General features: G+C 66.2%; 18 protein-coding genes and 1 tRNA gene. 15 read left to right on the forward strand and 4 right to left on the reverse strand.

From position 1 onward, the window contains the following. The 3 genes from AC1DYC_RS09755 to AC1DYC_RS09765 are packed head-to-tail and all read left to right on the forward strand — an operon-like array spanning position 1 to position 2155. Positions 1-633 carry a precorrin-8X methylmutase gene (locus tag AC1DYC_RS09755; RefSeq protein ID WP_477405785.1) on the forward strand — a complete coding sequence of 211 codons (633 nt, stop codon included), beginning with the start codon at positions 1-3 and terminating at the stop codon, positions 631-633. Beyond that, the gene (locus AC1DYC_RS09760) at positions 630-1394 is read left to right on the forward strand and encodes a precorrin-2 C(20)-methyltransferase (protein WP_477405787.1); all 765 of its coding nucleotides are present in this window, start codon (positions 630-632) and stop codon (positions 1392-1394) included. The genes AC1DYC_RS09755 and AC1DYC_RS09760 overlap by 4 nt, the downstream gene beginning before the upstream one ends. After that, the gene (locus tag AC1DYC_RS09765) at positions 1391-2155 is read left to right on the forward strand and encodes a precorrin-3B C(17)-methyltransferase (protein WP_477405789.1); all 765 of its coding nucleotides are present in this window, start codon (positions 1391-1393) and stop codon (positions 2153-2155) included. Before AC1DYC_RS09760 ends, AC1DYC_RS09765 begins: the two co-directional genes overlap by 4 nt. On the opposite strand, the gene AC1DYC_RS09770 is transcribed toward AC1DYC_RS09765, so the two are convergent. Continuing rightward, a complete protein-coding gene (locus AC1DYC_RS09770) occupies positions 2119-2886 on the reverse strand; it encodes a cobalt-precorrin-6A reductase (protein ID WP_477405791.1) in 768 nt (255 codons plus the stop codon). The genes AC1DYC_RS09765 and AC1DYC_RS09770 overlap by 37 nt on opposite strands. Before the next feature lies 1 nt (position 2887). Between AC1DYC_RS09770 and cbiE the strand changes: the two genes are divergently transcribed. The 8 genes from cbiE to AC1DYC_RS09810 are packed head-to-tail and all read left to right on the forward strand — an operon-like array spanning position 2888 to position 9930. Next, positions 2888-4117 (forward strand): precorrin-6y C5,15-methyltransferase (decarboxylating) subunit CbiE, encoded by a 1230-nt coding sequence (gene cbiE / locus AC1DYC_RS09775; RefSeq protein ID WP_477405793.1) that lies wholly within the window; start codon positions 2888-2890, stop codon positions 4115-4117. Beyond that, the gene (locus AC1DYC_RS09780) at positions 4114-4500 is read left to right on the forward strand and encodes a cobalamin biosynthesis protein (protein ID WP_477405795.1); all 387 of its coding nucleotides are present in this window, start codon (positions 4114-4116) and stop codon (positions 4498-4500) included. Before cbiE ends, AC1DYC_RS09780 begins: the two co-directional genes overlap by 4 nt. Continuing rightward, entirely contained in the window at positions 4497-5261 is a 765-nt protein-coding gene (gene cobM / locus AC1DYC_RS09785) for a precorrin-4 C(11)-methyltransferase (protein ID WP_477405797.1), read from the forward strand. The genes AC1DYC_RS09780 and cobM overlap by 4 nt, the downstream gene beginning before the upstream one ends. Then, the gene (gene cobA, locus AC1DYC_RS09790) at positions 5258-6064 is read left to right on the forward strand and encodes a uroporphyrinogen-III C-methyltransferase (protein ID WP_477405799.1); all 807 of its coding nucleotides are present in this window, start codon (positions 5258-5260) and stop codon (positions 6062-6064) included. Before cobM ends, cobA begins: the two co-directional genes overlap by 4 nt. After that, positions 6061-7374, forward strand: coding sequence for a cobyrinate a,c-diamide synthase (locus AC1DYC_RS09795; protein WP_477405801.1), 1314 nt, complete (start codon positions 6061-6063; stop codon positions 7372-7374). Before cobA ends, AC1DYC_RS09795 begins: the two co-directional genes overlap by 4 nt. Continuing rightward, entirely contained in the window at positions 7371-8138 is a 768-nt protein-coding gene (gene cobS, locus AC1DYC_RS09800) for an adenosylcobinamide-GDP ribazoletransferase (protein WP_477405803.1), read from the forward strand. Before AC1DYC_RS09795 ends, cobS begins: the two co-directional genes overlap by 4 nt. 24 nt (positions 8139-8162) lie before the next feature. Next, the gene (gene cobT, locus AC1DYC_RS09805; protein WP_477405805.1) at positions 8163-9173 is read left to right on the forward strand and encodes a nicotinate-nucleotide--dimethylbenzimidazole phosphoribosyltransferase; all 1011 of its coding nucleotides are present in this window, start codon (positions 8163-8165) and stop codon (positions 9171-9173) included. Between the two features lie 16 nt (positions 9174-9189). Next, on the forward strand, positions 9190-9930 hold the full coding sequence (locus AC1DYC_RS09810; protein ID WP_477405806.1) for a hypothetical protein: 741 nt from the start codon (positions 9190-9192) through the stop codon (positions 9928-9930). A gap of 77 nt (positions 9931-10007) precedes the next feature. On the opposite strand, the gene AC1DYC_RS09815 is transcribed toward AC1DYC_RS09810, so the two are convergent. From AC1DYC_RS09815 to AC1DYC_RS09825, 3 genes are all read right to left on the reverse strand, one after another. Beyond that, positions 10008-10083, reverse strand: a tRNA-Lys gene (locus tag AC1DYC_RS09815). Positions 10084-10491: 408 nt separating this feature from the next. Beyond that, positions 10492-10797, reverse strand: a complete 306-nt coding sequence (locus tag AC1DYC_RS09820) for a hypothetical protein (RefSeq protein ID WP_477405808.1) — start codon at positions 10795-10797, stop codon at positions 10492-10494. A 51-nt stretch (positions 10798-10848) separates the two neighbouring features. Continuing rightward, entirely contained in the window at positions 10849-11757 is a 909-nt protein-coding gene (locus tag AC1DYC_RS09825) for a PhzF family phenazine biosynthesis protein (RefSeq protein WP_477405810.1), read from the reverse strand. A 113-nt stretch (positions 11758-11870) separates the two neighbouring features. Here AC1DYC_RS09825 and AC1DYC_RS09830 point away from each other — a divergent pair, with 113 nt between their 5' ends. From AC1DYC_RS09830 to AC1DYC_RS09845, 4 genes are all read left to right on the forward strand, one after another. Beyond that, on the forward strand, positions 11871-13160 hold the full coding sequence (locus AC1DYC_RS09830; protein ID WP_477405812.1) for an efflux RND transporter periplasmic adaptor subunit: 1290 nt from the start codon (positions 11871-11873) through the stop codon (positions 13158-13160). 4 nt (positions 13161-13164) lie between these two features. Beyond that, on the forward strand, positions 13165-13872 hold the full coding sequence (locus AC1DYC_RS09835) for an ABC transporter ATP-binding protein (RefSeq protein WP_477405814.1): 708 nt from the start codon (positions 13165-13167) through the stop codon (positions 13870-13872). 2 nt (positions 13873-13874) lie between these two features. Further along, entirely contained in the window at positions 13875-15092 is a 1218-nt protein-coding gene (locus AC1DYC_RS09840; RefSeq protein WP_477280583.1) for an ABC transporter permease, read from the forward strand. 98 nt (positions 15093-15190) lie between these two features. Beyond that, positions 15191-15433, forward strand: coding sequence for a hypothetical protein (locus AC1DYC_RS09845; protein ID WP_477405816.1), 243 nt, complete (start codon positions 15191-15193; stop codon positions 15431-15433). The last annotated feature ends 11 nt before the right edge of the window (positions 15434-15444 follow it).

Raw genomic sequence — 15444 nt, forward strand, 5'->3', positions numbered from 1 at the left:
ATGGCCGCCTACGACTACATCCATGACGGCAACGCAATCTACGAGCGCTCCTTCGCCATCATCCGCGCCGAAGCCGACCTGTCGCGCTTCTCGGAAGCCGAGGCCGATGTCGCCATCCGCATGATCCATGCCTGCGGCCAGGTCGAGGCCGCCAGCCATTTTGTCTTCTCACCTGATTTCGTTTCCGCCGCGCGCGCTGCTTTGGCGGCCGGCGCGCCGATCTTCTGCGATGCCGAAATGGTCTCGCATGGCGTCACCCGCGCCCGCCTGCCGGCCGGCAACGAGGTGATCTGCACCTTGCGCGACCCGCGCACGCACGACATCGCCAAGGATATCGGCAACACCCGCTCGGCCGCCGCGATCGACCTGTGGGGTGAGCGCATGGCCGGTTCGGTCGTGGCCATCGGCAATGCGCCGACGGCCCTGTTTTATCTGCTGGAAAAACTGCGCGACGGTGCGCCGAAGCCGGCAGCGATCATCGGCATGCCGGTCGGTTTCGTCGGTGCGGCCGAATCCAAGGACGCGCTGGCCGAGAATTCCTATGGCGTGCCCTATGCCATTGTGCGCGGCCGGCTGGGCGGCAGCGCCATGACCGCCGCCGCGCTGAATTCGCTGGCGAGGCCCGGCCTGTGAACGCGCTTCTAAAAGGCCGCCTATTCGGCGTCGGCACCGGTCCCGGCGACCCCGAACTGCTGACGCTGAAAGCCGCGCGCATCCTGGCCGAGGCCGATGTCGTCGCCTACTTCGCCAAGCGCGGCAACAACAGCAATGCGCGCGCCATCGTCGAGGCGCGCTTCCGTCCGGACATGCTGGAACTGCCGCTGCTCTATCCCGTCACCACAGAGATCGACAAGGATCACGACGACTACCGCTCGCAGATCACCGATTTCTACGAGCAATCGGCCGAGCAAGTCGCCGAACACCTCGAAGCCGGCCGCATGGTGGCCGTGCTCTCCGAAGGCGATCCGCTGTTCTACGGCTCCTACATGCATCTGCATGTGCGCCTTGCCCATCGCTTCCCGACAGAAGTCATCCCCGGCGTCACCGCCATGTCCGGCTGCTGGTCGCAGACCGGTGTGCCGATCGTCCAGGGCGACGATGTGCTGACGGTTCTGCCCGGCACGATGAGCGAGTTCGACTTGACCCGCCGGCTGGCCGACACCGATGCCGCCGTCATCATGAAGGTTGGCCGTAACCTGCCCAAGATCAGGCGGGCGCTGGAGGCGACCGGCAAACTCGCCCGCGCCGTCTATGTCGAGCGCGGCACCATGGCCGGCAGCGTCTCGATGCGGCTCGCCGACAAGCCGGACGACAAGGCACCCTATTTCGCCATCGTGCTGGTCGCCGGCTGGTCCGGCCGGCCTGGTGTCATGGGAATGGGAGCCAAGCCATGAGCGGCCGTCTCACCGTCATCGGGCTTGGGCCCGGTAATGCCGATCAGGTGACGCCGCAAGCCAGTCGGGCCGTGGCCGAGGCAAAATTCTTTTATGGCTACAAGCCCTATCTCGACCGGCTGGACCTGCGCCCCGACCAGACGCGGGTCGCCTCGGACAATCGCGAGGAACTCGCCCGCTCCAAGGACGCGCTGGTAAAGGCCTCCGAGGGCCATGACGTCGCCGTCGTCTCTGGCGGCGATCCCGGCGTGTTCGCCATGGCGGCCGCCGTCTGCGAGGCGATCGAGGCCGGCCCCGCCGAATGGCGCACCGTCGATGTCGCTGTCGTGCCCGGCGTCACCGCGATGCTGGCTGTCGCCGCCCGCATCGGCGCACCGCTCGGCCATGATTTCTGCGCCATCTCGCTGTCCGACAATCTGAAACCATGGGATCTGATCGAACTGCGCCTGCTTGCAGCGGCAGGCGCCGGCTTCGTCATTGCGCTCTACAACCCGATCAGTAAGGCCCGCCCCTGGCAGCTTGGCCGCGCCTTCGAATGCCTGCGCGCCATCCTGCCCGGCACCACGCCGGTCATCTTCGGCCGCGCCGCCGGCCGCCCGGACGAGCGCATCGAGGTGTTTCTGCTGGCCGAGGTCGAGGCGGAAAAGGCCGATATGGCGACCTGCATCATCATCGGCTCGCCGGAAACAAGGATCATCAAGCGCGGCGACAAGACAGCGCTGGTCTACACGCCGCGTTCCGCGACAGGGTCGAGCAAATGATCGACCTGCGCGGCAAGCTCATCGACGCTTTTGGCGGAAGGCACGTCCGGCAGGACGGGCCTGCGCACCATCACCAACCCGATGCCAAGCACCCGCGCTGCCGCGATCTTGCCGTAGGTCGCCTCCCCGCCGCTGTTTTTGGAGACAACGACATCGATGCGGTGCTCCAGGAGCAGCGCGCGTTCATCCGCCTCGCGGAACGGACCGCGCGCCAGAAGGTAAGTCGCATCCGGCACCGCCAGTTTCGGTATGACCGGATCGACGCTGCGGATGAGATAATGGTGCTGGGGTGCTGCCTCGAAAGCCGCGACCTCTTGCCGGCCGAGTGCCAGGAAAGCCCGACGCGGCACCGCTCCAAGCGCTTGCACGGCATCGCCAACCGTATCCACCAGCGTCCAGCGATCGCCTTCGACAGGCACCCAGCCGGGGCGGCGCAGCGCCAGGATCGGCACGCCGGTCAGGCGCGCTGCCTGCGCGGCATTGGACGAGATTTGCGCGGCATAGGGATGCGTCGCGTCGACCAGCAGATCGGTGCCCGTCTCTCTGAGATAGGCGACCAACCCTTCCGCGCCGCCAAAGCCGCCGCTGCGCACCGGCACGCCTTGCGCGACCGGGCTTTCCGTGCGGCCGGCCAGCGACAGCATAAGCGACAGATCGGCACGCGCGGCCAGCTTTCCCGCCAGGTGCCGGGCTTCGCTGGTGCCGCCGAGGATCAGAATGCGGTGGGTCATCATGCCTGCTAAGGGTCCGCGCGACGCCAAATGGCTCACCATCGTCGGCATCGGCGAGGACGGTTTAGCGGGTCTCGGCGACGAGGCCAAGCGGCTGATCGCTGAGGCGGAAATCGTGTTCGGCGGCAAGCGGCATCTGGCCCTGGTGGCTTCGCTTACCAAAGGCGAGCAGCGCCCCTGGCCGGTTCCCTTCGATGCCGGCATGGCCGATGTCCTGGCGCTTGCCGGCCGGCGCGTCTGTGTGCTCGCCTCCGGCGATCCGTTCTTCCACGGCGTCGGAATCACCCTTGCCCGCAAGATCAAGCCTGAGAGGATGCATGTCATCCCCGCGCCCTCGGCGATTTCGCTGGCGGCTGCGCGGCTTGGCTGGGCGCTGCAGGATATCGAGATCATCTCGCTGCATGGCCGACCGCTCGAGCTGATCAGGCCCTTGCTGCAGCCGAAGGCGCGCGTCCTGGCACTGACGTCGGATGCCGAAGCACCGGCGGCAATCGCGCGCCTGCTCACGGAGCTCGATTTCGGCGCTTCGCGGCTGACCGTTCTGGAAGCGCTGGGCGGGCCGAACGAGAAGCAGCGCTCGGCCCGCGCCGATGCTTTCGATCTCGGAGACATCAATCCGCTCAACGTGCTGGCGCTCGAACTTGAATCGACGCCCGAGGCCCGCATCCTGCCGCTGACCGTTGGCCGCGCCGATCATCTGTTCGAGCATGACGGCCAGATCACCAAGCACGATATCCGCGCCATGACACTTGCAGCGCTCGCGCCCTGTCGCGGTGAACTGTTGTGGGATATCGGCGCCGGCTCCGGCTCGATCGGCATCGAATGGATGTTGGCGCACCCCTCGATGCGCGCCATCGCCATCGAAGCCAATAGTGACCGCGTGGCCCGCATCGCCCGCAACGCCGCGCATTGCGGCGTACCCGGCCTTGTCGTGGTGGAAGGCAAAGCACCCAAGGCGCTCAACGGCCTTGCAACGCCGGATGCGATCTTCATCGGCGGTGGCGGTAGCGATACAGGCGTGCTGAATGCCGCCATCAAGGCGCTGCCATCCGGCGGCCGTCTGGTCGCCAATGCAGTAACGCTGGAGATGGAAACGCTGCTGCTTGCGGAGCACACCAGGCGCGGCGGCGACCTCACCCGCATCGCCATCTCCCGGGTTTCCCCGGTCGGCTCGATGCAGGCCTGGCGGCCGGCCATGCCGGTCACCCAATGGAGCTGGGCAAAACCATGATGGTCGCGGGCATCGGCAGCCGGAAGGGCGTGAGCGTCGAAGACGTGCTGGCGGCGATCGAAACGGCGCTCGAAGCGCACGGGCTGGCGATGACGGCGATTTCGGCACTGGCGACCGCCACGCTCAAGAAGGATGAGGAAGCGATCGCTGCCGCTGGCCGCGCGCTGAACCTTCCGGTCATCATCGTCGATGACTCGGCGCTTCAGGCCGCCTCGCCGGGGACACTCAGTCACTCCGGCCTCTCACAGGATCTGGCCGGCACGCCATCGGTCTCCGAAGCATCAGCCCTTGCCGTCGCCGGCGCCGGCGCAACACTGCTCGGCCCCCGCACAGTGCTCGGCCCGGTCACCTGCGCCATCGCAATCAGCGGAGAGGCGCTATGACCGTTCATTTCATCGGCGCCGGTCCCGGTGCCGCCGACCTCATCACGCTGCGCGGCGCCAAGCTGCTCGCAAGCTGCCCGGTCTGCCTGCATGCCGGCTCGATCGTCGCGCCCGAATTGCTGCAGCACTGCGCGCCGGGGACAAAACTTATCGACACGGCACCGATGTCGCTTGACGAGATCGAAGCTGAATATGTGGCAGCGCATAAGGCCGGCCACGATGTCGCGCGCCTGCATTCGGGCGACCTGTCTGTGTGGAGCGCGGTGGCCGAACAGATCCGCCGGCTGGAAAAGCACGGCATCCCCTACACGCTGACGCCGGGCGTCCCCTCCTTCGCCGCGGCCGCTGCCGCGCTTCGCCGCGAACTGACCATTCCCGAGGTGGCGCAAAGCCTGGTGCTGACCCGCATCTCCGGCCGCGCCTCCAAAATGCCGCCCGGCGAAACGCTGGCCGGCTTCGGCCGCACCGGTGCTACGCTCGCCATTCATCTCGCCATCCACGCCATCGACCGCGTCGTCGCCGAGCTGACGCCGCACTATGGCGGCGATTGCCCGGTGGCGATCGTCTTTCGCGCTTCCTGGCCGGACGAGCGCGTGCTGACCGGCACGCTCTCCACCATCGAGGCGCTGCTCGCCGCCGATCCGATGGAGCGCACGGCGATCATCTTCGTCGGCTCGTCGCTGGCGGCGGAAGGCTTTGGCGAGAGTTCATTATACGACGCCCATTACCAGCGGCGTTTTCGCGGACGGGACGGATTGTGAGCGGCAAAAGCGAAAACACCACGCTCGAAAAGGCGCTTGCCCGGCTGAATTTCAAGCCGCGTGCGCTGGAGCCGGGCCATGTCTGGTTGGCCGGCGCCGGCCCCGGCGACCCCGGCTGTCTGACGCTGGAAGTGCTGGCGGCCTTGGCCGAGGCCGATGCTGTGGTCTACGACGCGCTGGTTTCGCCTGACGTTGTCGCCGTCGCGGAAAATGCCGAGCTGTTCTTTGCGGGGAAACGCGGCGGCAAACCGTCGATGAAGCAGGACGACATCACCGCGCTGCTGGTGCGGCTGGCTCGCGACGGCCGCCGCGTCGTCCGGCTGAAAGGCGGCGACCCCTATATTTTCGGCCGTGGCGGCGAAGAAGCGCTCGCCTTGGCGCGCGAGGGCATTCCGTTCCGTGTTCTGCCTGGCCTGACATCGGGCCTCAGCGCGCTGGCCGCCACCAGTATTCCCGCCACCATGCGCGGCATCAACAAGGCGGTGATCCTGGCGACCGGCCACGCCGCCGGCACCGATGACGATCTCGACTGGGCGGCAATCGCCCGCACCGGCCAGCCTGTCGTCATCTATATGGGCATGGCCAACCTGCCCACCATCGCCGCGTCCCTGCTCGACGCCGGGCTGGCGCCATCGACACCGGCGGCGGTCATCGTTTCGGCAACGACACCGCAGGAGCGCACCGTCGTCGCCACCCTCGCCACCATCGCCGAGGCGGCTGCGGCTGCCGGGCTCGCCTCGCCGGCGCTCATTGTCGTCGGCGGCATTGTCGCCATGCGCGCGGCACTGGCGGGTGGCGCATGACCCGCGCCATCATCATCGGCGCGCCGCGCTCCGGCTCCGGCAAGACCAGCGTCACCATCGGCATTTTGCGCGCGCTCGCCCGGCGCGGCATCAAGGTGCGCGGCGCCAAATCCGGCCCTGACTATATCGACCCCGGTTTCCACACCGCCGCGACCGGCCTCTCCGGCGTCAATCTCGACAGCTGGGCGATGTCGCCCGATCTGCTCAATGCGCTGGCCGGCAACGCCACCGAGGATGCCGACTTCATCTTCCTCGAAAGCGCCATGGGCCTGTTCGACGGCATCCCAGCCGGACAAGGCCGCACCGGTTCGGCCGCCGATCTGGCGCGGCTCTATCATCTGCCGGTGCTGCTGGTGCTCGATGTCTCCGGACAGTCGACGACGGCGGCTGCCGTCGCCAAAGGCTTTGCCACCTACGACCCGGACGTGCGCATGGCCGGCGTCGTGCTCAACCGTCTCGGCAGCGAGCGTCACCGCAAGCTGTGCAGCGAGGCCATCGAAGCGCTCGGCCTGCCGGTGGTCGGCGCAATCCTGCGCGATCCCTCGCTCAACCTGCCGGAGCGCCATCTCGGCCTCGTCCAGGCTGGCGAATATGCCGACCTGATGGCGCATCTGGACCGCTTGGCAGATATGGTCGAGAAATCGCTCGACCTCGACGCCATCATGGCGCTGGCCGCACCCTTTTCGCCGGCATCAGGCAGTTTCGAAAATGCCCTGCAGCCGCCCGGCCAGCGCATTGCGCTCGCCGAAGACGCCGCCTTCACCTTCCTCTATCCGCATGTCGCCGCTTACTGGCGCAAGGCGGGCGCGCAGATCGTGCCGTTCTCGCCGCTCGCCGATGAAGCGCCGGCGCAGGATTGCGATGTCTGCTGGCTGCCAGGCGGCTATCCCGAACTTCATGCCGGCCGCCTGGCGGCGGCGACCAATTTCCGCACTGGGATGGCGCGCTTCGCCGAGGCAAAGTCCATCCATGGCGAGTGCGGCGGCTTCATGGTGCTGGGCGAGGCGCTGGAGGACGCGGCCGGCGACACGCACGCCATGCTCGGCCTGCTCGGCCATTCCACCAGCTTCGCCAAGCGCAAGATGAACCTCGGTTATCGCGAGGCGCGGCTGCGCGCCGCCTGTCCGCTGGGCGCGCAAGGCGCGCTGGTCCGCGGCCACGAATTCCACTATGCGCAGATGGTGGCGCCCGGCAATGACGCGCCGCTGGCCGACCTCGCCGACGGCCAGGGCAATCCGCTCGGCGCCTCCGGCTATCGGCGTGGCCATGTCAGCGGCACCTTCTTCCATGCCATTGCGAGGGGCGCATGACTGCCGTTCCATCGCCCCGACAGGCCCTCGACGACATCGCGCTCTGCCTCGTTTTCTTCACAAGGCTGCCGCTGCCGGTCTTCGACTTTCGCGGCCGCAGCCTCGCCGATGCGATCTGGGCTGCACCCATCGCCGGCCTTGTGGTGGCGCTGGTCGGCGCCGTCGTCTACGCCATCGGCGTAAAGCTTGGCCTTGCCGCCGGTCCGGCGGCGGCACTTACCCTTGCCGCAACGCTGCTTGCCACCGGCTGCCTGCATGAGGACGGGCTGTCGGATGTCGCCGACGGTTTTGGCGGCGGCAAGACGCGCGACAAAAAACTGGAGATCATGCGCGACAGCCGCATCGGCGCCTATGGCGCTTCGGCGCTTGGCCTGTCGCTGCTCATCCGCTGGAGCGCCTTGTCGCAACTGGCCGATCCGACAAGCGTTCTCTTCGCCCTGATCGCCGCCCATGCTGCTTCGCGCGGCCTGCTCGGCGCCTTCATGCATCTGGCGCCGCCCGCGCGCAACGATGGCTTATCAGCCGGCGCCGGCACCGTCTCGGCGCAAACCGCGGTTCTCGGCGCGGTGCTCGGCGCCGCAGCACTTCTGGCGCTGGGGCTGGGCGGCGGCTTTGCCGCGCTGATCCTGCTCGCGCTCGTGTTCAGCGCCTTGCGCGCGCTCTGCCTCAACCAGATCGGCGGCCAGACCGGCGACACGATCGGCGCCCTGCAGCAAATTGGCGAGATCACTGGCCTGCTCGTCGCTTCCGTTTCCCTCACCTGAATCACTTCCGGAGATCGTTCCCCCATGCCCTTCAAATCGTTCGATGAACTGCGCGCCGCCTGCCTCGATTTGCCGACCGGCAGCGATGCTTCGGCCAATGCCGTCGCCCGCCGCCAGGACACGCTGACCAAACCGCAGGGCAGCCTTGGCCGGCTGGAGACCATCGCCGCCTGGCTGGCGCGCTGGCAGGGCCGCGACATGCCGAAGCTCGACCGCGTCAAAGTCTTCGTCTTCGCCGGCAACCACGGCGTGACCGCGCAAGGCGTGTCGGCCTTCCCGTCTGAGGTCACCGTGCAGATGGTTGCCAATTTCGCCGGTGGCGGTGCGGCCATCAACCAGCTGGCCCGCATCGCCGGCGCGGAACTCGACGTCATCCCGCTCGACCTCGAACACCCGACCGGTGATTTCACACAAACGCCGGCGATGGACGAAAAGGCCTTCCTCGCTGCCGTCTCGGCCGGCTATGACGCGGTGACGAAAGACCTCGACCTCGTCTGCTTCGGCGAGATGGGCATCGGCAACACCACCCCGGCCGCCGCCATTTCGACCGCTTTGTTCGGCGGCGGCGCGGAAAAATGGACCGGGCGCGGCACCGGCGTCGACGATGCCGGCCTGAAGCGCAAGGTGACGGCCATCGAAGCCGGCCTCAAGCGCCATGCCGATGCGCTGTCCGATCCCCTGAAGATCGCCGCCGCCCTTGGCGGGCGCGAACTCGCCGCCATCTTCGGCGCCACGCTCGCCGCCCGTCGCAACAATGTGCCCGTGCTGCTCGACGGCTTCGTCTGCACCGCTGCCGCCGCACCTTTGGCGCGGCTGCACCCCTCCGGCCTCGCCCACACCATCGCCGCCCATGTCTCGGCCGAATCCGGCCACCGCCGCCTGCTCGAAGCGCTCGGCCTGCCGCCGCTGCTCGACCTCGGCATGCGGCTCGGCGAAGGCTCCGGCGCCTGCCTCGCCGTCAACATCGTCCGCTCGGCGCTGGAGTGCCACGCCAGGATGGCGAGCTTTGCCGAGGCTGGTGTTTCGGAGAAGTAGCGAGATAAGAATTGCGATGAACGAAACGCCACATACTTTCGGCGACCCGAAAGAAGGTATTCGCGAGACCTATGCGCGGATTGTCAGAGATTTTGACCGCAAGACCGGGGCCTTTGCCGGGCTGAACTACAATTCGCCGTGGATGCTGGCCACCAAGGACTGGGCGGAACGATCGGGCCACACAGTCGAGGAACTGCGTGACATGATTTCTCAGCAGCGGATTTCGTACTTTTCAAAGGAACCGGTTGATCCAAGGGTCACCCGGACTTTCGAAGATCTTCGCAGCGCCGCGGAACAGTGGAGAGCAGAGACCGGCTACAGTGATCCGGCCATCCACCTACCTCCTGAAATGACAAAATTCCCTAATCGCAAGGAACTGAAAGCCCATACCCTTGAGACATGGGGCGCTCTGGGGTTGGCGAGGCAATGGCATAGCTACGATGCCAGAGACCTTAGATTTGGCGGAGTTTTTGACGACAGATTTGGTCACGGTGTTACGGTCACCATGACCTTCAAGCTTGGATATGGTGGGCCAATTCGGCTCAATTTTCTCTTTCCTTACTATGCAGACGATGAACCCACGTCATTTGGACTGGGCGGTCTCTCGGGCGAGGCGCTATTCCATGCACTTCGACTGCCCAAGCATCCTGAGCTCGAGTGGATCGCCGGCAAAAGCAAGACAGACTTTGAAGCAGTCGATGGCGTCGTCGCCATAACACGGGCGATCCTCACCTATCTGCGGCCAACTATCCAATAGCAGTCGAATGAACGCTGCCGCCGGCCAGCGTCAACGCGTCTCGCTTCAAAGGTCTTCCACCAATTTTTTGAAAAATTTGGTGGGTGCGCACAGGATTGAACTGTGGACCCGCTGATTAAGAGTCAGCTGCTCTACCAACTGAGCTACGCACCCACTCGACCGGTAAAACCGGTGTTGGCGGGCATATAGCCGCCGATACCGGTCCTGTCCAGCCCTGCCGGAATCATTTCCCGACAAATCGCTCCGGGCTTCGCTTTCGGCCACTTCGCACGGCGAAACCTTACCTTCTCCTGGCGGGACAGCACCCCCCTCTGCCCTGCCGGGCATCTCCCCCTCAAGGGGGGAGATTGCACGCATCGTCGTCTCGCCTTCCTTTCCACGTTAGAGGTTGGCGAAACCCGAGCCACAGCCAATCTCCCCCCTTGAGGGGGAGATGTCCGGCAGGACAGAGGGGGGTGGGAAGGAACGCCAACAGCGAGGGTCTTCCCCGAAGCCAGTCACACGTACAGTCTGCCTTCCGCCACCTTGATGGCATGGCCGCCAATGTGGGCAGGTGCGGTTTCAGTCGGCCACTTCGATCAGAATACGGAAGATGGCATTCGCGCTTATCCAGCCGTTGATGCCGCCTCGATTGTTGCCGATCTGGAACTGACCGTTTCTCATGGCCTTCACCAGATGCAGATATTGAGCCCCGCCGACGCGGCACAGGACGATGTCACCAACGCCAAGCAGGTTCGCATCCTCTATCGGCTTGACCGTGCAGAGCTGCCCGCTCTCGATCTTGCCTTTCATCGAATGGCCGCGCGGACGAAACTGGACCGTTTCTCCTGCCTGCAGGCGCCCAATATAGCCTGTCGCCCAACCCATCTGTCTCCCCTCCGCCCGAACGCGCCGGCTCCCGCAGATCAATGCGCGCGTTCAGACGAACAGCTTGCCTTCCGCCACCTTGATGGCATGGCCGCCAATGCGGGCGGAGGCCAGTTTTCCAGCCTCGACAGTCAGTTCGAGGCGGATGCGCGAGGGACGGCCCATCTCCAGCCCCTGCTCGATCCACAGCTGTGAAATGCCGTCGGTGGGGGCGTCGAAATGCATGATCGCGCCGGCAAAGGCCGCTGCCGCCGACCCGGTCGCCGGATCCTCGTACGACGGCGTGCCCGGCACGATCATGCGGACGTGGAAGGCGCTGTCGTGGTTCACCGTCTGGCGGCAATAGACATACGGGCTGGCGAAAGCCCATTCGCTCTTGCGCGGCGCCAGTTCCGACCAGGCCTGGTTGTCGAGCTTGATGCGGCCGGCCGCCTCCAGATTGGCGACCGGAATGGTGACGTAAGGCACGCCTGCCGACCAGAACGACACCTGGTGATTCTCGAAGCCGATCTCGTGCGGCGCCAGGCCCAGGGCGGCGCCGACCGCGTGCGGATCGGCCTCGAGCTCCAACGGTTCCGGCAGCTTGGCCAAGTCGAACTCGGCAAAGGTGGCGCCATCGTGCCGGCTGACGGCGCAGCGCACCGGGCCGATATTCTCCTCCAGCACGAAGATGCCGGCGTCTCCCTCGCCTGCCAGTTCGGCCAGCGCGATGGCTGAGCCGACCGTCGGGTGGCCGGCGAACGGCATTTCATAGTCAGGGGTGAAAATGCGGATGCGGTTGCGGTGCTTTGGATTGTCCGGCGGCAGCACGAAGACCGATTCGGACAGGTTGAACTCGCGCGCAATGGCCTGCATGGCCGCCGTATCCAGCCCCTTGCTGTCGAGCACGACAGCCAGCGGATTGCCGGCCAATCGGTCGGTCGTAAACACATCGTAAAGCAAGTAGTTGCGCGTCTGCATCTTGGAAAACCTTCCGCCTCAATCCGAACATGGCCGAAATTTAATTTGATATTCGAACCAGTAAGCCTGATCTGTCCACCTATAGGGACATTACGCTTTCATAGGGGTCCAGCGTGGACCAGCTTGTCAATCTGCCAAAGACGGAATCGGATTCCGCCATCGAGGCGGCACTGGGACTCGACCAGAACGGCGTGCGCAAGAAGCGCCGTCGCGGCTGGCTCTACGCGCTGCTGGCGCTGATTGCCGTAGCCGGCAGCCTCGCCGCCTACCAATGGTATGCCGGCTCTCCCGCCAAGATCGACTACACCACCACGCCGGCGACCGTTGCCGACCTCACCGTCGCGGTGTCGGCGACCGGCACGCTGCAGCCCCTCACCCAGGTCGACATTTCAAGCGAACTGTCCGGCATCATCCGTTCGGTCTCGGCCGAGGAGAACCAGCAGGTCAAGAAGGGCGACGTGCTGGCGACGCTCGACACAGTGAAACTCGAGGTCCAGATCGAGCGCGCCGAGGCCTCGGCCAAGGCGGCAGCCGCCAATGTCGAGGACGCCACGGTCACGCTGGCCGAGAACGAGAAGGCGCTGATACGCGCCGCCGAACTGACCAAGCGAGGCATGGCGACGGATCAGTCGCTCGAGGCCGCAACCGCCACACGCGACCGCTCCAAGGCAGCGCTCGATAGTGCAGAGGCCAATCTCGCCATCGCCCAGGCCGACCTCAAGGCGCAGCAGACCGACCTTGCCAAGAGCACCATCTACGCGCCGATCGACGGCATCGTGCTGACGCGTTCGGTCGACCCCGGCCAGACGGTCGCCTCCTCGTTGCAGGCGCCGGTGCTGTTCATCATCGCCGCCGATCTCAGGAACATGGAACTGGTAGCGGCGGTCGACGAGGCCGATATCGGCGCGGTCAAGACGGGACAGCATGCCCGCTTCACCGTCGACGCCTTTCCCGAGCGGCCGTTCGATGCCGAGATCCGCGACATCTCCTACGCCTCGGTCACCACCGACGGTGTCGTCACCTACAATGCGCGGCTCGAGGTCAACAACAACGAGCTGCTGCTGCGGCCCGGCATGACCGCCACCGTTTCGGTCGTCACCCGGCAGGCCAAGGGCGTGCTCACCGTGCCGTCAACCGCCTTCCGCTACCGCCCGGCGCAACAGGCGGCCCGCGCGTGGAGCCTGAGCGACCTGTTCACCGGCCGCATGGGGCGTCCGGGCGGCAACCGCCGCCAGCAGGTGGCGGCCCCCACCGATGGCTCGCGCACGCTCTACGTGCTGGAAAACGGTCGGCCGCATCCGGTCAACGTCAAGATCGGCTCCACCGATGGCGAACTGACCGAGATCACGTCAGGCCTCGACGAAGGCGCTCAGGTTATCACCGCCTCGCAGCTGCGGAGCTGACGCGGTGGCCGCGGGCGCGACCCTCATCGGCTTCGACACGGTCTGGAAGAGCTATGGCCAGGGCGAAGCCAAGGTGCATGCGCTGGCGGGCGTCGACCTTGCCATCCAGCGCGGCGAATTTGTCGCCATCATGGGTCCTTCGGGCTCGGGCAAGTCGACGGCGATGAACATCATCGGCTGCCTCGACACGCCGACCGCCGGCACCTATTCCTTCATGGGCATCGATGCCGGCCGGCTCGACCGCAACCGCCGCGCTTTGCTGCGCAATCTCTATATCGGCTTCGTCTTCCAGGGCTACAATCTGCTGCCGCGCACCACGGCGGCGGAGAATGTCGAGCTGCCGCTGATCTATCGCGGCGCCCCGGCCCGCGAGCGCCGCGAACTCGCCATGCAGGCGCTGGCGGAGGTCGGCCTTGTCGGGCGCGAGCATCACACGCCGGCCGAGCTCTCCGGCGGCCAGCAGCAGCGCGTGGCGATCGCCCGCGCCATCGTCACCCGACCGACACTGCTCGTCGCCGACGAGCCGACCGGCAATCTCGACACCGCCCGCACGCATGAGATCATGGAGCTGTTGACGCGGCTGAACCGCGAGCTTGGCCTGACCATCGCCATGGTCACCCACGAGGCCGACGTCGCCGACTATGCCGAGCGCACCATCCGCTTCCTCGACGGTCACGTCGCTTCCGATTCCTCGAAACTGGAAGTGGCGTAGTCATGATCTGGGAAACCGTCCGCCTGTCGCTGCGCTCCATCCGCCGCAATGTGCTGCGCTCGTTCCTGACGCTGCTCGGCATCGTCATCGGCGTCGCCGCCGTCATCGCCATGCTGACCATCGGCTCCGGCACCACGGCCAAGGTCAAGTCCGACATCGCCAAGCTCGGCTCCAACCTGCTCGTCGTCCGCTCCGGCCGCCCGGCAGGGACTGGCGGACCGGGCGGGCTCGACCAGGCGGTGCGGCCGCTGGCCGACAAGGATGTTGCAGCCCTTGTCGCGCACCTGACCGGGGCACGCGCCATTTCGCCGGCCTCGCAAAAACAGGTGCGCGTCATCTTCGGCACAGAGAGCCTGACCTCGGGCGTTACCGGCACCGACAGCGCCTATCTCGACGCCCGCGATTGGAAGCTGGTGTCGGGCCGGCCTTTCTCGGATTCGGAGACACGCTCCGGCACCGGCGTGTGCCTGATCGGCGAGACGGTGCGCCAGCAATTCTTCGGCGCCGGCGAGCCCGAGGGCGAGATCATCCGCGTCAATCGCACCTCATGCAAGATCATCGGCCTGCTCGAGCCCAAGGGCTATACCGGCTTCGGCCAGGACCAGGACAATGTCGTCTTGATGCCGCTCGCCGCCTATCAGCGCCGCATCGCCGGCAACCGCGACATCGACAACATCTACGTCGCCGCCGACGACCGCACGCCGACCACGGAATTGCAGCCGCGCGTCGAGGACATTTTGCGCGATACGCGCCGCATCACGCCGGACCGCGAAGACGATTTCTCGATCCGCGACATGACCCAGATCGCCGACGCCATGGCCAGCGCCACCACCACCATGACCGGCATGCTGGGCGCCGTCGCCGGCGTCAGCCTGCTGGTCGGCGGCATCGGCATCATGAACATCATGCTGGTCTCGGTCACCGAACGCACCCGCGAGATCGGCATCAGGCTCGCCATCGGCGCGCATGAAAAGCACATCCTTATCCAGTTCCTGGTCGAGGCGACGGTCCTGTCGCTGCTCGGCGGCATTATCGGCATCCTGATCGGCCTGGCGCTGGCCGGCCTGGCCTCGGCGACGCTGGCCATACCGTTTGCGCCGAGCCCGGCGGTCATCCTGCTGGCCGTCGGATTTTCGGCGCTGATCGGCATGGTGTTCGGCTTCTTCCCGGCGTTGCGCGGCGCCAGGCTCGACCCGATCGACGCGCTGCGGCACGAATAGTTAGCTATCCACAACTTGGGTGCTTGCCGACGCCGGCAACGCTGTCATCGTCCGGCCTGCGATGCTAGGGCAATGCATCTCTGGTCGAGGAATGGGCAATGAGCAAGAAGGCGCGAGTGATCCTGGCGATGGTGATCATCGAAGGCGCCCTTGCCGGCATCTGGTGGTATCTCGCCGGCTACGGCATGGCCAACCCCGACCGCGTTACCGGCGATTTCCAGGCGGTCGTCGGCCAGACGATGGGGACCGCGATGGGCGGGTTGCTGGGTCTCGGCTTCATCCTGTTTGTCGCCGCAGCCCGCAGCGACCGCAAGGCGGCGCAGCAAAAGACGCAACGCTGACCTGCGCTTGA

This window comes from Mesorhizobium sp. P2_E7 (genome assembly GCF_056403855.1).

Bases quoted from the DNA above. Each gene is read 5' to 3' on its own strand.
- AC1DYC_RS09755 (WP_477405785.1), top strand. From the start codon at position 1: ATGGCCGCCTACGACTACATCCATGACGGCAACGCAATCTACGAGCGC.
- AC1DYC_RS09765 (WP_477405789.1), top strand. From the start codon at position 1,391: ATGAGCGGCCGTCTCACCGTCATCGGGCTTGGGCCCGGTAATGCCGAT.
- AC1DYC_RS09770 (WP_477405791.1), bottom strand. From the start codon at position 2,886: ATGACCCACCGCATTCTGATCCTCGGCGGCACCAGCGAAGCCCGGCAC.
- cbiE (WP_477405793.1), top strand. From the start codon at position 2,888: ATGCCTGCTAAGGGTCCGCGCGACGCCAAATGGCTCACCATCGTCGGC.
- AC1DYC_RS09780 (WP_477405795.1), top strand. From the start codon at position 4,114: ATGATGGTCGCGGGCATCGGCAGCCGGAAGGGCGTGAGCGTCGAAGAC.
- cobM (WP_477405797.1), top strand. From the start codon at position 4,497: ATGACCGTTCATTTCATCGGCGCCGGTCCCGGTGCCGCCGACCTCATC.
- AC1DYC_RS09795 (WP_477405801.1), top strand. From the start codon at position 6,061: ATGACCCGCGCCATCATCATCGGCGCGCCGCGCTCCGGCTCCGGCAAG.
- cobS (WP_477405803.1), top strand. From the start codon at position 7,371: ATGACTGCCGTTCCATCGCCCCGACAGGCCCTCGACGACATCGCGCTC.
- cobT (WP_477405805.1), top strand. From the start codon at position 8,163: ATGCCCTTCAAATCGTTCGATGAACTGCGCGCCGCCTGCCTCGATTTG.
- AC1DYC_RS09810 (WP_477405806.1), top strand. From the start codon at position 9,190: ATGAACGAAACGCCACATACTTTCGGCGACCCGAAAGAAGGTATTCGC.
- AC1DYC_RS09820 (WP_477405808.1), bottom strand. From the start codon at position 10,797: ATGGGTTGGGCGACAGGCTATATTGGGCGCCTGCAGGCAGGAGAAACG.
- AC1DYC_RS09825 (WP_477405810.1), bottom strand. From the start codon at position 11,757: ATGCAGACGCGCAACTACTTGCTTTACGATGTGTTTACGACCGACCGA.
- AC1DYC_RS09840 (WP_477280583.1), top strand. From the start codon at position 13,875: ATGATCTGGGAAACCGTCCGCCTGTCGCTGCGCTCCATCCGCCGCAAT.
- AC1DYC_RS09845 (WP_477405816.1), top strand. From the start codon at position 15,191: ATGAGCAAGAAGGCGCGAGTGATCCTGGCGATGGTGATCATCGAAGGC.